Origin of the sequence: Alloscardovia sp. HMSC034E08 (assembly GCF_001813415.1) — a bacterium.
Taxonomy (GTDB): Bacteria; Actinomycetota; Actinomycetes; order Actinomycetales; family Bifidobacteriaceae; genus Alloscardovia; species Alloscardovia omnicolens.
This window is the reverse complement of record NZ_KV812468.1, coordinates 76,264-91,412: the sequence shown is the minus strand read 5'-3', so window position 1 is coordinate 91,412 and position 15,149 is coordinate 76,264. Positions and strand designations below refer to the sequence as shown.

General features: G+C 46.8%; 11 protein-coding genes and 1 tRNA gene. 6 read left to right on the top strand and 6 right to left on the bottom strand.

Annotated features, from left to right (window positions below):
• Positions 1–306 precede the first annotated feature (306 nt).
• Positions 307–885 (bottom strand): hypothetical protein, encoded by a 579-nt coding sequence (locus tag HMPREF2909_RS01850; protein ID WP_071415009.1) that lies wholly within the window; start codon positions 883–885, stop codon positions 307–309.
• A 4-nt stretch (positions 886–889) separates the two neighbouring features.
• Entirely contained in the window at positions 890–2,461 is a 1,572-nt protein-coding gene (locus tag HMPREF2909_RS01845) for a PspC domain-containing protein (protein WP_071415008.1), read from the bottom strand.
• A 153-nt stretch (positions 2,462–2,614) separates the two neighbouring features.
• On the opposite strand from HMPREF2909_RS01845, the gene HMPREF2909_RS01840 reads away from it, so the two are divergent.
• Both HMPREF2909_RS01840 and HMPREF2909_RS01835 read left to right on the top strand, forming a co-directional pair.
• A complete protein-coding gene (locus HMPREF2909_RS01840; RefSeq protein WP_071415007.1) occupies positions 2,615–3,955 on the top strand; it encodes an ATP-binding protein in 1,341 nt (446 codons plus the stop codon).
• Complete coding sequence (locus HMPREF2909_RS01835) at positions 3,952–4,617, top strand: LuxR C-terminal-related transcriptional regulator (protein WP_192829471.1); 666 nt, start codon at positions 3,952–3,954, stop codon at positions 4,615–4,617. The genes HMPREF2909_RS01840 and HMPREF2909_RS01835 overlap by 4 nt, the downstream gene beginning before the upstream one ends.
• Here the strand turns inward: HMPREF2909_RS01835 and HMPREF2909_RS01830 are convergent.
• The 3 genes from HMPREF2909_RS01830 to HMPREF2909_RS01820 are packed head-to-tail and all read right to left on the bottom strand — an operon-like array spanning position 4,568 to position 8,265.
• Positions 4,568–5,761, bottom strand: coding sequence for a hydroxymethylglutaryl-CoA synthase (locus HMPREF2909_RS01830; RefSeq protein ID WP_071415006.1), 1,194 nt, complete (start codon positions 5,759–5,761; stop codon positions 4,568–4,570). The two genes, HMPREF2909_RS01835 and HMPREF2909_RS01830, sit on opposite strands and share 50 nt — an antisense overlap.
• 9 nt (positions 5,762–5,770) lie before the next feature.
• A complete protein-coding gene (locus tag HMPREF2909_RS01825; protein WP_071415005.1) occupies positions 5,771–7,048 on the bottom strand; it encodes a hydroxymethylglutaryl-CoA reductase, degradative in 1,278 nt (425 codons plus the stop codon).
• Positions 7,049–7,086: 38 nt separating this feature from the next.
• Positions 7,087–8,265 (bottom strand): acetyl-CoA C-acetyltransferase, encoded by a 1,179-nt coding sequence (locus HMPREF2909_RS01820; protein ID WP_071415004.1) that lies wholly within the window; start codon positions 8,263–8,265, stop codon positions 7,087–7,089.
• A gap of 495 nt (positions 8,266–8,760) precedes the next feature.
• Here HMPREF2909_RS01820 and HMPREF2909_RS01815 point away from each other — a divergent pair, with 495 nt between their 5' ends.
• On the top strand, positions 8,761–10,674 hold the full coding sequence (locus HMPREF2909_RS01815) for a DHA2 family efflux MFS transporter permease subunit (RefSeq protein ID WP_246815492.1): 1,914 nt from the start codon (positions 8,761–8,763) through the stop codon (positions 10,672–10,674).
• 67 nt (positions 10,675–10,741) lie between these two features.
• On the opposite strand, the gene HMPREF2909_RS01810 is transcribed toward HMPREF2909_RS01815, so the two are convergent.
• Positions 10,742–11,791, bottom strand: coding sequence for a zinc-dependent alcohol dehydrogenase family protein (locus HMPREF2909_RS01810; RefSeq protein WP_071415003.1), 1,050 nt, complete (start codon positions 11,789–11,791; stop codon positions 10,742–10,744).
• 247 nt (positions 11,792–12,038) lie between these two features.
• Between HMPREF2909_RS01810 and serS the strand changes: the two genes are divergently transcribed.
• From serS to HMPREF2909_RS01795, 3 genes are all read left to right on the top strand, one after another.
• Positions 12,039–13,325: a serine--tRNA ligase gene (gene serS, locus HMPREF2909_RS01805; protein WP_071415002.1), complete on the top strand. Its 1,287-nt coding sequence runs from the start codon at positions 12,039–12,041 to the stop codon at positions 13,323–13,325.
• A 158-nt stretch (positions 13,326–13,483) separates the two neighbouring features.
• Positions 13,484–13,569: transfer RNA gene (locus HMPREF2909_RS01800), tRNA-Ser, on the top strand.
• Positions 13,570–13,976: 407 nt separating this feature from the next.
• Positions 13,977–15,131 (top strand): diacylglycerol/lipid kinase family protein, encoded by a 1,155-nt coding sequence (locus HMPREF2909_RS01795; RefSeq protein ID WP_071415943.1) that lies wholly within the window; start codon positions 13,977–13,979, stop codon positions 15,129–15,131.
• Positions 15,132–15,149: the final 18 nt, after the last annotated feature.

Below are 15,149 nucleotides of genomic sequence, written 5' to 3'. Positions count from 1 at the left end.
GAGCATACAAAATCGCATATCCGACAGAGGAACCACGCTTATCACGTGCCACACACAGGTATGGTTTGCTGAAAAACCATGCCTGCGAGCCAGATTCAACAAAATCGCATACACAAAAACCCTGACACCCTCTTTTTACCTCAAAGTTGGTCTTGGAAGTTGCAAACACAGGAGTAGTTGTTTTTACTCATGCTGTTTCCATAACAGCTCTCTCAGCGACTAAAACTATGCAAAAAGTTTTGGGTATAACACAATATCTGTGTTATACCCAAAATGAGTTACCCAAGCCTAATAAGGCTTGAAAGCCTATCTATCTTGCTCTACATTCTCTGATACCGAAAACTCATCAAGAGTTACCGTATCGGCTTCCTGAGTGGTCTGAGAGAATTCCGTAGTAGCATCGTTCTCTCCAGCTTCCACCTTCGCCGACGCGGAGCTCCCCCAGTCCCTATTCTCGGTATCATCTTTCTGAGACTTTCGCAAAGCCACGCTTATACCCGCTGCAATAAATCCAATACCCGTAAGTACGAGGAAAGCTATGCTCGCTAGCGTAGACAAGCTAATGTTGAGATTGAAAACAGGGAGCAACGTATCTGGGAAGATAAACATTTGCAGTGCAGCGAATACCGTAAGAACAATACCCAGAATTGCTAGGAACACTACAAAAATATTAGGAGTCGTAATGTACTCATACTTATTTTTGAAATGCACTTGTACTCGTGGTCTCATAGGCGCCGCATACATAGGCGGCTGCTGCACATACGGAGGCTGCTGAGGTTGCTGAGCATTCTGTGCATTCTGAGCATTCATCGGAGTTTGCTGCGAGTACGCAGAATTTTGAAAAGCTGGGTTTTGTGCCGGATTATATGGATTGTAGTTATTCATGGCATTATCCCTTCTTTATATTGATGGAGCCGAAAAGACTGAACGCATCAATATGCATTTCGATGTCGTGTTGTAGGCAATTGTCTAATTCACGCTCATACTCATCGCCGAGAGTAGACACAGATGAAGCAAAATCAGAGTAATCAGAGATTTCTTCCCACTGGTTATACCAATCAGAGTCATCGTTATCAGTGAGGAAATCGAAATCGTTATATTCGCTCGCCTCATCATCAAGCCTATTGTTATCTTGCAGTTCCTTTTTCTTATCGCTCAAAAGGTTACGGAATTTGGTTGCATACTTATGGTTGACTTCCTCGTAGATACGGTCATGCCACTCGTTGTTGAGGTGATAGCCGCCAACAATGTCTCCATAAATTTCTCGACTATACGAGCAGTCACGCGGCACAAGAATAGTGAGTTTCACGCCGTTTACAGCAATGTTGAAATCACCAGTTGGGCAGCTCGATTGCACTTGAGAACCGTCAGATTTAGTCCATGTATGTTCGCCCATAACTTCTTTCCAATTGGTCATGTCAAGGGTGGCATGAGGCGTATGGAATTTACTGGTTGAGGTGAACAATGTACCCTTATTCAAAGATGTAACCAGATTTTTCGTTAGCTTGATTATTTGCCCATCTCGCACATTGTATCGATTAGCGTACGTATACATACGACCTGAATCGCTGTTGGCATAATGAACGTAACGACCTTGGAAACCAAATACCGCTCCACACATCATGCAGAAGATTACGCCACATGCTCCCAGCCATGCATATCCAGCAGTTTTACGACCACGAAGAGCCAAAACTAAAGTGATCAGGCAGATAAAAATCGTTACACCTGCAGCCCACATCAGGAAGAGGCGTCCCCACGCTAAGTAATCACCATGAGCAATATTCATAAGGATGCCAGCAATATAGGCGAGTCCACCGGAGAGGAAAATCACACCCCACATAAGGAAACGTAAGAATGCTCCACCACTTTTACGGGTGTGAATAATGCGTTCTTGTTCCACATGTTGTATAGGAGCTGCTGCAGGAGTTGTATAGAGAGGAGGAGCAGCCATATATGCGTTATTTATGGGAGCCTGCCCAGCACCTGCAGCACCAGCAGCAGCGTTAGGCATGGCATTGCCCGCCGCAAAATATGGCGCAGCTTGCGGCGCTCCTGGAGCAGCTTGCTGTTGCCAGTTTTGAGGATTTTCCGCTTGGTTAACCGCGTATCCAATCAGCGCGAAGAACAAGCCTACGGTAATGAGTCCCCAGAAGGTGATGGTGGTTGTCAAAGCGCCGAAAATCAAGAAAATCAGCACGCCCACAGCTTCACCGCCTCCGTGGCCTTTTAATAAATCCTCCGCGAGAATTTCCCCACTCATATTTGGCAAAAGAATCCATGCCAACGGATACACAAATAAACCTGCGCCCATCAGCACAAGAACCACCATCAGCACGCGCACAAGAGCAACATCCCAGCCCAAACGATTAGCTAAACCGGAGCACACGCCTCCCAGCCAACGCTGATCGCTGCGCACAATCTGAGAGCGGCGAATCCAATTAAAGAAATCACTTGTTTTCATCGGTCTCTCCTTTACAAGTAAAAAGTTCTCTCGAGTTGATGATTTAAGTATGGCAAGTTTTCGCGCTCCCTGATATCAGGGACACCCCTCATTCCTCCCCGATTTTGTGTATTTTTTCTCCCTCACAGCCCCTACTCCATGCATAATAGGGGTATGACAGATTACCCACTTCCTCCTAACGAACAGCATATTGCTCAACCATTAGCACCAGCACGGTATCCGCTTGTACGCCCGTATCAGCAGCGCGTATTTGCTGGCGTTTGCCGAGGTTTAGCTATGCATTTAGGCGTGAAAACATGGATTATTCGTTTGATATTCGTTACCACATCATTTATTTTCGGTCTGGGAATTGCGGCGTATCTGTTTTTATGGATTGCTGTGCCTGCGCAAAATCTTGCGACTATGCACGTCAATATGCTCGCGCCATCACAATCAGCTCTATCTAAAGGTAATAACGCAAGCTATCTTGTCCCTGCCCCACCGAATCAATACGAGTACGTTGCCACGCAATATATGCCTGCACAGTACTCAGCCCCTGAGCAAAACAATCAGCAATCTCACAGCGGTTTAGCATGGAATATTTTAGCCAGTATTCTTGCAGGTATTTTTGTTATTTATCTCGGTTTCAACTGGGCTATCGACCACCACTTACTATCTCCCATGCTTGCTATTGAAATTTCTGTGGGAGCTTTGTGCGCACTCGTTGCATGGCTGTATTCAGAGCGTTTTCATAAAATGAATATTGCTGTGATTGTTGGTATTCTGCTCGTTTTTGTCGCCGCAGTTTTTGCTCTGTGTACTATCTTCTTTAAGAAAAACGACTATCTGCACGTCTATGGAATCTTTTTGATTGGTATTTTTAGCGTTGCTATTACCACCGCTCCTCTTTTGGCGCAGTATCATCAAAACTTGCTGCAGGAATCTGCTCAAAAACAGCGCGAAGAAGAGCGTGCAGATATGGCAGCGCATCTTCATGATTCCGTTTTGCAAACCCTTAACTTAATCCGTCAAAACGCGCATAATGCTGATTATGTGTCTCAATTAGCGCGCACACAGGAGAGAGAACTGCGCCGTTGGCTGTATGAAGACCGCGAAAATGCTTCTGATTCTGTTGCGAGTAGCATGAAACTTATTTCTGCTCAGATAGAAGATACTCATGGAGTTCCTATTGACGTTATTACTGTGGGAGATTGCGAACCGAACGAGAGAATTTCCGCTTTGATCGATGCAACCCGTCAAGCGCTCACCAATGCGTGTTTACACGGCAAGCCTGCTATTTCACTGTATGTTGAATGTGGATCGCATGATATTAGCGTATTTGTTCGCGACCATGGAGACGGTTTTAATCTTGACGATATTCCGCAAGACCGTATGGGCATTCGCCACTCCATTCAGGGACGCATGGAACGCGCAGGCGGTACAGTAGAGATAGTATCTCGCCCACAATGGGGCACAGAAGTGCGCATGACCCTTCCATTAGAGGAGAAGAAATGATTCGAGTAGCAGTCGTGGACGATCACGAAATGTTTAGAGCAGGCGTTATTGCTGCCATCAGTAATGCTGTAGATGTTGTAGGGCAAGCAGGCGATGTAGAAGGATCCATCGCCATGATTGCAGATACTCAGCCAGATGTTGTTCTTCTCGATGTGCACGTACCCGGCGGTAACGGCGGCGGTGGAGCAGAAATTCTTACCCGCTCCAAGGCACAATCACCGCAGAGTATTTTTCTTGCTTTATCAGTATCAGATTCAGCAGAAGATGTGGGAGCTGTTATTCGCGCGGGCGCTCGAGGTTACGTCACCAAAGCAATTGGTCCTGAAGATTTAGTGTCTTCTATCCAGCAGGTTTCAGAAGGATACGCAGTTTTTTCACCTCAGTTGGCAGGCTTTGTGTTGCAAGCCTTTCAAAGCGACCCTGCTCCTGCTACTAGCAACGAAAGCTCGAATGTTCAGGACGAAGAGCTCAACTCACTAAGCGATCGCGAACAGGAAGTTATGCGCCTGATTGCACGCGGTTATACGTATAAAGAGGTTGCTGCAGAACTCTTTATTTCTATTAAAACTGTAGAAAGTCATATGTCAAAAGTCCTGCATAAGCTCCAGCTGTCTAATCGCACGCAGCTGACGCGATGGGCTGCTCAGCGCAAGATCGTGTAGCATACTGTCGTTCCATACCCACCACACCTGTGAGCACAAAATCACCGCAATAATACCGCGGGTTCGTGCTGTAATCTTGTGGAGCGTATGGTACGGCATCCTTAAAAATACTTTCGTATTCGTTCACGCTTACTTGCGTGCGCTGATTGAGTAAATCAGCATGATAATACAAAGCCTTTTCATAGCCTTCTACTAAACGCGCGGTAAAAAGCTCTGCTACTGCACCCGAACCATAAGAGAACAGCGCTAACCTGTCGCCTGTTTTCAAACTGTTATCGAGCTCGAGAAGGCTGATAAGCCCGGCGTACAAAGAGCCTGTATACAAATTACCGATAGCGCGCGAGTACTGAATGCTCTGCTCAAAACGCTGCTCAAGATGTGTGACTGGTTCAGTGAGCTCCTCCAGTTTGAGCAAAGCCTTCGCACCCATTTTTGTGTATGGCAGATGGAAGAGGAAAGCCGCGAAATCCTGCGGTTTCGCGTGCATAGTGTGAGCATAATCTAACCAGACATGCTCAAAGAATTCGAGATATTGCTCGGTTGAGTATTTTCCTCGAGCCTGCGCTTCATCTGTATACACCGGACGCCAAAAATCTTGGATACTGCCCGAGTAGACGCTGGTATGCTCCTCAATTTCGGCAATCCGCGGATTTTCGGATACCAATATGGCAACTGCTCCGCCACCTTGAGTCACTTCTCCACCGCTGGCTAATCCATAGCGTGCAATATCGGCAGCAATAATCAGAGCTTGTTTACCCGGATGAGCCGCAATATAATCTCGTGCTACGAGCAAGGCTGCAGTACCACCAAAACATGCCTCTTTTATTTCCATGCATCGCGCAGAATGCGGCAGATTCAGTAGCTCATGAATATAGAGCGCTGATGCTTTCGAGGCGTCTACACCCGACTCAGTGCCTACAATAACCAAACCCAAACGGCTATCGTCAATATCGCCACGCAGACGGATAGCAGCATTCGCTCCCATCGTCACAATATCCTGACTTGACGGAATAACTGCTTGCTTATCTTGACCAATACCAATCGTAAATTTATTGGGATCAACGCCGCGCGCCACGGCTAATTCACGCACATCGAGATAGTAAGACGGCGTATACAAACTAATGCGGTCAATACCAATAGACATATCTTCTCCTTACGCGCGCAGAGCTTTAACGAGATATTCAGCGGTGGCGGATGTGCGCTTATGCGAAGGCAAAGCGCGCAACTGCTCTACAACTTTATTGATTTCTTCGCCGCGAGCACCCGCAGCAATAGCGAGCGCGTTCATCTGTAAATTCATATGACCAGCTTGAATTCCTGGTCCTGCCAGAGCGCGCAGCGCCGACAAATTCTGTACGAGACCCAGTGCCGCCAGCACGTTCTTAAACTCATCAACCGTCGTGCAACCGCAGACTCGTCGCGCAATTTTCGCCACAGGTAACGAGCTAGCCGCTCCACCCACAATACCCACTTGCAAAGGTATTTCTATGCGCCCGCACAGATTTCCCTTTCCGTTAACCTGCCACGTCGATAGCGGTTTATACGTGCCATTCTTAGCAGCATAGGCATGAGCACTAGATTCTACAGCCCGCCAATCATTTCCAGAAGCCACAACAGCCGCGGAAATCCCGTTCATAATTCCTTTATTATGCGTGACTGCGCGCTGCGGATCGACTGCTGCTAAATCGGAAAGACGCGCTATGCGCTGTATTAACTGTTCTGGGTCACTACCTCGCATAGCCACAGACTCAGGGCTCAGCTCTACTTCAGCTGTTGTAACGCTTGCCTGACCGCTATTCGTTAAAATAGCCACCAGTGCTGAAGCTCCTAACCACTGCGATAGCTCATTTTTTAAGGCTTCAGCAATAGTGTTCACTGCATTAGCTCCCATAGCATCGCACGGATTAACCGTGAGTATAAAACGGGTGAAGCTACCTACTGAGTCAACTTCTATACTTTCCAAACCGCCACCGCGCGCATGCATACTTGGTAACGCAGTACGCGCAATATCCTGAATCTGCGTTCCACGTGAAACAAGAATGCTCTGTGCTTTTTCTACGCTGACATTGCTAGCTTCGAAAACAATCTCACCAATAACGCGGTGTGGTTCAGACTGTGCGTTAATTGAACCGCAGCGAGCTGCCATATGCGCTCCATGTGAGGCAGCAGCCACAACCGAGGCTTCTTCTACCACCATAGGAACTGTGTATGATTTACCATTCACCACTAATCCGCGTATCACGGAAAATGGCAGAGCATATTGCGAAACTTGATTTTCAATCAAATGTGCGGCTACATCCACAGGTAAAACGCCAGCTTCGTTCACACGCCTGAGTTCGGCAGCATCGTCAACGCTTATTTCTCCAGCAGCTTCGAGAACCTCTAGGCGCTCTCGAGCAGTTAAATCATAAAATTTTCGAGAGCTACCCATCGCTTCTCCTTGCACTCTCATGCTGACGTAGCTAATACTTAAGCTACATCCACTTGCATAGCAACACCAATGCCGCCACCTACGCACAAAGCAGCCACGCCTTTATGCTTCTTACGCGCACGCAGAGCATAAATCAAGGTAGTTAAAATACGCGCTCCCGAGCATCCCAGCGGATGCCCTAAAGCAATCGCACCACCGTTCACATTTAACTTGGAGCTATCGAGCTGCAATTGTTGTGCCACAGCCAAAGATTGAGCGGCAAAAGCTTCATTCACTTCTACTAAGTCCATCTCATTGAGCTGAGAGGAGGTGGACTTCATCAGCTTTTCAATCACATGCTTAGGAGCGTACCCCATAAAATCAGGGTCAATACCGCCCTCGCAATATCCGCGAATTTCTGCTAAATACTCAATGCCGCGAGCTAAAGCGTCATCTTTTCTCATCAAAATCAAAGCGCAAGCACCGTCATTAATCCCGCTCGCATTGCCAGCAGTTACGCTACCATCATCCAAGAAAACGCTAGGAAGATGTGCAAGTTTTTCTAAGGAGGTATCGCTTCGCGGACTTTCATCGCGATCAATAACAATATCTCCACGTCGGGTATGCACTGTAACAGGCACAACTTCTGCGTCAAAAGCACCACTATTCCAAGCTTTCACGGCTTTCTCATGCGATGTCAAAGCAAAAGCGTCTTGCTGTTCGCGCGTAATATTAAAACGTTCAGCAACATTCTCTGCTGTAACGCCCATCGCTTCCCCAGTAAAAGCATCCGAAAGACCATCGCGGAAAATAGCGTCAACCATTTCCGTATTTCCGTAGCGGAAGCCATCACGCAGTTTTGGTAAATAATGAGGAGCGTTACTCATGGATTCCGTTCCGCCCACAAGCAAAATATCGGCATCTCCCATAACTAAAGCTGCTTGACCTACGCGCACAGCTTTAAGACCAGAACCGCATACTTCATTAATGGTCATAGCCGTGGAATGAGTGGCCATGCCAGATTTCAAAGCAATTTGACGCGCTACATTCTGACCCGAATTCGCCTGTAGCACGTTTCCAAAAATAGCTTGATCCACGCTGTTAGGACTTAACCCAGCGCGTTCAATCGCAGCTCGTGCAGCAATAGTGCCGAGTTCTACCGAGCTTAAAGAAGCTAATGCTCCGGAGAACTTACCGATAGGCGTGCGCGCTGCACTAACAATAACTACATCTACCATAACGAAGATTATTCTAGGGAGATAAAAGAGATTTCTTATATAAGACACACAAATTTGTGCACATCTTCCACAAATTGCGAGGTGTTGGGGCGGAGTTGGAAGGTGATGGCTGGGGTGAGGGCTGTTAATGTCCAGCACTAGCAATGTCCACGCGCGTTCAACTTACACCCCCTGTTAAATCCGAAGATCTCTTGCTCTCTCGCATTCTGCTTAACCGATTAATACACCTGTTATGCCAGTTTCGCTGCGAAAAAACGGCTTCAAAACTGGCATATCGGTTGCGCGTATCGACTTCACTCATAAAGTAAACACATTCACCCGCCCTCCCCAAAAATACCCGCTCAGTCCCAAGAGTCCGATGAGCATCTCCACAACAATCAACACAATATGCATCTTTTGTGAAAATTCTGCAAATTTCTCTTACGATACTTGACAGAATTACCTACCTTAGAAAGGTTGACCTCATTAGAGGAGTTAAAAATAAAGGAGAATTCTGTGTCCGCAACACAGCAATCAACTCATTCCCGACCGAATGTCAAGCATCCATATCTTGTGATGTCATCGCTGTATGCCGCTGCTTTTGCTGGCATGTATAGCGAAACAGCAATGAATGTAATTTTGCCTTCTGTCGGCGCTGATTTTCATGTTTCGACGGCTCTCACCCAGTGGCTCGTGGTGGGATACATGCTTATTATTGGCTTAGTTTTGCCATTTTCGTCGATTTTATTGAAGCACTTCCGCGTCAAAACCCTCACTTTCGCTTCTTTAGGCGCGTTTGCTGTGGGTGCAATTATTAGTGCAGTTGCTCCAACTTTCGCAATTGTTTTGGCAGGACGTGCTATTCAGGGCATTGGCTTAGGCCTTGCTCTGCCTATGACTTTCTCCCTCCTCCTCGAAATTTTCCCTCCTCATAAGCTTGGCGCAGCTATGGGCATGACCACTTTGGTTATTATGATTGCTCCAGTTATTGGACCTGCACTCGCCGGTATTATTGCTGGAAGTCTTGGTTGGCGCTTTGTATTCTGGTCAATCGTACTGATTGCGCTTATTGGCTTTGTGTGCGCTGCTCGATTCTTGGTTAATGTTTATGAGCTCACCAAACCATCGGTTGACATTGTATCTATTGTTTTGTCTGTGCTTGGCTTTGGCGGTATTGTGCTTGGCGCTGGTATGGCAAGCGAGTTCGGATGGGGTTCTCTTACTGTTTTGTGTGCTCTGATTATTGGCGTTCTTGCTTTGGCATGGTACGTGCAGCGCCAGCTAACAGCAAAATCTTCAGTATTGAATTTGCACGCTTTTGGCTACCGCGATTTTGCTTTGGGCGCTGTTTTGGTCATGATTAACTTTGGCATCATGCTGGTCACGATGTTCCTGTTACCTCAGTTCTTCCAAAATTCTGCTGCTTTAGCTGTATCTTTAGCAGGCGTAGTTATGCTTCCTGGTGGCGCAATTAACGCTATTGTGGGCACTTTCTCGGGTCGTTTTTACAATAAGATTGGCGCGCGCATGCCAGCAGTTATTGGTTTTGCGCTGAGCACGGTGGGCATTCTGCTACTTATTTCCCAGACCTTAACAGCTCATCCAAGCGTTGCGCTGATTATTGTGGATCATATTCTTATTATGATTGGTATTCCTTTGGCTATGACTCCTATGCAAACCTATGCTTTAAGCGCTTTACCTCACGAGCTCAACCCTGACGGTTCTACAATTATGAACACTTTACAGCAGGTTGTGGGAGCTATTTTTACTGCGATTGCCACGTCTTTGCTTATGTCTGGTCAGGCTGCGTATAGCGGCAATGACTCTGCTGCTCGCTTTAGCGAGGGTACGCGCTGGGGATTATTTATGGCATTAGCACTGACAGTATGCGGCTTAGCAGGCGCTTTCTTCATTCGTTCTACTCATAAAGAAACACAGAACAACACTGCGGATAGCGAGGATTATCATGCCGCGCCTTTAATTCACTCTTTGATGAAAACAGATGCTTACACTATTGCGGAAACTGATACGGCTATGGATGCTATTCGCACGCTTACACAACACGGTATTTCGGGCGCTCCTGTTGTGAATGCTCAAGGTAGCGTGATTGGTTTTGTGTCTGATGGAGATATTTTGCGTTTGGTTGCCAATCAAGTGCCAGAATTTACTACGTTCTACAATGCAGTGATGGAAAATAATGCGGCAAACTTTACTGACCGCGTGCGCGAAAACATGACTCGTCCTGTGTCTGAATTCGCTCATAACAAGGTAATTTCTGTCGATGTAAATGATTCCATGGCTCATATTTGCGAGGTTATGGTATCGCAACATCTCAAAAAAGTTCCGGTTATGGATTCGGCTCACGGTAATCGCATGGTTGGCATCTTAAACCGTTCTGATGTTTTAAACTACGTCGTTGAGCACTTCTAAAAACGACGGAAAATAAAAAGTCCCGTCACCGCGCAAGCAGTGGCGAGACTTTTCCTTTTTATCCCCTTTAGCTCAAATCGTTCTCAATAATCACCTTCAAGGTATGGTTTTCTTCAGCGTTCTTAAATACCTTATAGGCTTCATCAATCTCAGAGAGCTTAAAGTGATGCGTAATCAACTTAGTGGCATCAATCTTGCCGCTCTTCAAAACTTCAAGAAGCATATCTGTTGTATTAGCGTTCACTAAACCAGTATTCAAAGTAATATTCTTAATCCACAGATCTTGCAGGTTAAAATCAACTGGCTTTCCATGAACGCCTACGTTAGCAATATGTCCACCAACAGCCACAACGTTCTGGCAAATATCGAAAGTTGCAGGATATCCTACACACTCGAAAACAATATCTACGCCGCGACCGTCTGTAAGCTCCAAAACCTTATCGCGCACTTCTTCGGTTGTTGTAGACACAATAGTGTCCGTAGCTCCGAAGCCCTTAGAAGCTTCCAAACGGGACTCAGATAAATCAACCATAATAATGCGGCTCGGCGAGAAGAACTGAGCAGTCAGCAGTGCTGCCAAACCAATCGGACCTGCACCCACGATACACACGGTATCGCCTGGCTTTACATGCGAAGGCAGAACGCCAATTTCGTAGGATGTTGGCAAAATATCGGAAAGCATAACCAAAGCTTCATCGTCAACAGATTCAGGTGCGTGATACAAGCTGCCGTCAGCATGAGGAATATGGATATATTCAGCCTGAGTACCTTCAATCAAATGACCTAAAATCCAACCGCCATCTTCGCAGTGGCTTGGCAACTGGTGCTTGCAGTAGTAGCAGGTGTTGCACGCTGTTACGCAAGACACAATAACCTTGTCTCCCACCTTGAAATTACTCACAGCATCGCCAACTTCTTCCACAATACCAATTGCTTCGTGCCCCAATGTTGTGCTTGGCTTACAAGCTGGAACATCTCCGCCCAAAATATGTAAATCAGTGCCACAAATCGTGCTCTTAACCATGCGAACGACTGCGTCTGTTGGCTTGACTACATGTGGCTTTTCTTTCTCAGTTAATTCGAGAACGCCAGCGGATACGTAAGTTGCCGCTTTCATGAGGTTGCTCCGTTGCTACCTATCACATGCACGCCCACCGCGTGCGCCTTCATTATTGTAACTCGATTTTTGTTTTATGGAAGTCGAAACGCACTGGACGCATTGTTTATTTGAACAAAGCGGGAGTGGGGAATCGTAATAGTGGGAAATCATAATAGTGAGAGCGGCTGGGGCAATAGCAGGTAATCGCAATATCGGTGGGCAGCAAAACCTGAGCAATGTCAAGATTGACGGCTAATTTTGAAGCATGCTTGATATTCAATTTATTCGCGAACACGCTGACATTGTTAAGGAATCTCAGCGTAAGCGCGGCGAATCTGTGGAACTGGTTGACGAAACTTTGCGCGCTGACCAGGAACGTCGCGATAGTTTGAAGGCTTTTGAAGACGCTCGTGCTCAGCAGAAAGCTATGGGCAAGAAAGTTGCTAGCGCTCCAAACGAGGAGAAAGCAGCTTTAATTGCCCAGACTAAGGAATTAGCTGCTCAGGTAGCTCAGTTCAAGGATGCCGCAGATAAGGCTACCGCAACGTATACAGACTTAATGTGGAAGTTCTCCAACGTTGTGGAAGATGATGCTCCTGCTGGTGGCGAAGATGATTACGTTGTTGTGCAAGAGATTGGCACACCGCGTGATTTTAGCGCTGAAGGTTTTGAACCAAAGAACCACCTTGATTTGGGCGTGGGCGTTGCCGGCATTGATATGACGCGCGGCGCTAAGGTGTCCGGCTCTCGCTTCTACTTCCTGCGCGGAGCTATTGCCCGCATGGAGTTAGCTATGCTGACTATGGCAGTGGATCAGGCTGAGAATAACGGCTTCATTATGACCACTACTCCAACCTTGGTGCGCCCAGAGATTATGGCAGGCACAGGCTTTTTGAATGCGCATGCCGATGAAATTTATCGTTTGCGCGAACCTGACGATTCCTATTTGGTAGGTACATCTGAGGTTGCTTTGGCGGGTATGCACGCTGATGAGATTATTGACTTGTCAAATGGACCTTTGTGCTATGCAGGTTGGTCGAGCTGCTACCGTCGCGAAGCTGGCTCTGCCGGCAAGGATACGATGGGCATTATTCGCGTACACCAATTCAATAAAGTGGAAATGTTCACGTATGTGAAGCAGGAAGATTCTCAAGCTGAGCATAAGCGATTGCTGGCTATGGAACAGGAAATGCTTGGAAAGGTGGAAGTGCCTTACCGCATTATTGACACTGCTGCTGGCGATTTGGGATCCTCCGCTGCCCGCAAGTTTGATTGCGAAGCTTGGGTGCCAACACAGGGGCGCTATCGTGAGCTTACTTCCACGTCGAATTGTACGGAATATCAGGCTCGACGACTCAATATTCGAGAGCGCGTGGATGAAGGCGGCACTCGCCCAGTGGCTACACTGAACGGAACTTTGGCTACAACACGTTGGCTGGTGGCTATTTTAGAGAATCATCAGAACGCTGACGGTTCTATTAACGTGCCAGCTGCTATGCGTCCATATATGGGCGGCAAGGAAGTAATTGAGCCAACCAGTTGGGAAGCATAGCCCACCGTTTTTCTATATTTGATCTCGTTTTTGAAGTTTGGCTGTGCATTTATGAGACGCATAGTCAAACCTCAATTTGCATTCTGAAGCAAATGCGCCTATAGTACATTAAGTTGCTGTGATTCGGGAATGGACGTACGAGCCTCCTGCGTCACTTCGGACAGTTGGCCGAGCGGTCGAAGGCACTTGTCTTGAAAACAAGCGTACGAAAGTACCGGGGGTTCAAATCCCTCACTGTCCGCCATATTATGTGTCAAAACATCGTTTCGGTGTTTTGACACATTTTGTTTTTACTTCATGAGCGAAGTCGATACGCGCAACCGATATGCCAGTTTTGATGCCATTTTTCCGCATCAAAACTGGCATATCAGGTGTATTAATCGGTTAAGTGAAATTTTCGCCTATAGCCCGTAATACGGATATCACTGCAGCATCAGCCTATTCCAGTCACAACAAACCAGCACGATTGCCAGTTCTTTAGAATGTGGTGGTGTGGGAGTGTTCTTATTGTCGGTTCTTCGGTTGGTTGGCTGATAGTGCTGTAGGAATGCGAACAAGCACGCACGATGAACTCCCCTCGCCACACCCCCCAACTTTATGAAACAGTTGTGTAATTCTGAGAAAAACGCCACACAACATATTTTTCCTGATATGAATAAGATTATGACTATGAGTTGGGGAACATTTGCTACCGTAGCAGCAATCATCGTATTAGCTGTTCTTATTGTGTTGGGTATTATTGCCAGCATTCGTAAAGAACGCAGACAGCAAGAGTTAGCGCAGACCGTTGAGCGCCTAAGCGACGATCACATTACTTACGCTTTTATTATTAATCCATCCAAACCCGAAGCTGAACGAACCCGCTTGTATATTAAGGATTATTGCTCCATTCATGGCATCGAAAATCCTCTGTTCATAGACACTCAACTCGATAAAGACGGCCGCGCGTGCGCAGAAGAAGCACTGAGTATGGGTGCAGATGTAGTTATTGCTGTGGGCGGCGATGGAACCGTGCGCACTGTAGCAAGCGCTATGGCTTACTCCACTCACGCTTTTGGTATTATTCCTATTGGCACAGGCAATCTTTTTGCACGCAATATGGGCATTCCTGTAGACAATATTGAGGTCGCTCTGTCTGTAGCAACATCGCATGGCAGCCGTCGCGTAGATATGGGACGTATGAGCCTACTTGATTCTGCTGAACCTGAACATGAGCATGGTTTCTTGGTTATTGCCGGCGCAGGTTTCGACGCGAATATGATTAACGACACCAACCCTGAACTCAAAGCAAATATTAGTTGGTTCGCGTATTTTGTTGCTGCTTTTAAGCATTTATTTGGTAAGAAAAGCAGCGGAACGATTTTAATCCGTACGGCTTCGGGCACTCAGCACACGGTTGATAACGCGCAGTTCCGCACGATTATGGCGGGAAACTGTGGCAATATTCCTGGTTTTACTCTTATGCCTGACGCTCAGTTTGATGATGGCATTTTAGACATCGAAACGATTGATACACGATCGGGAATCCTCGGCTGGATGAGCCTGCTGTGGGATGTTATCCACAAAACAGTAACGCGCAGCTCTAAGCAATCTCCTTTTGCTACACACGCAACAGTACGTCAATATCAAGGTATTAGCGCGGAAGTCATTCTCAATAAACCTGTTTTAGCCGAAGTAGACGGCGATATCTTAAGTCAGTCAAATCATTTCCTCTTTACTGTAGATCGTAAAGCGTTACTTGTGCGTGCTCCTCAACTAGGCTCATCAGCAGAAGTAACGGGAAGCCTGCCGCCTGTGCAAAAATAAACAAGATACATGTGCATT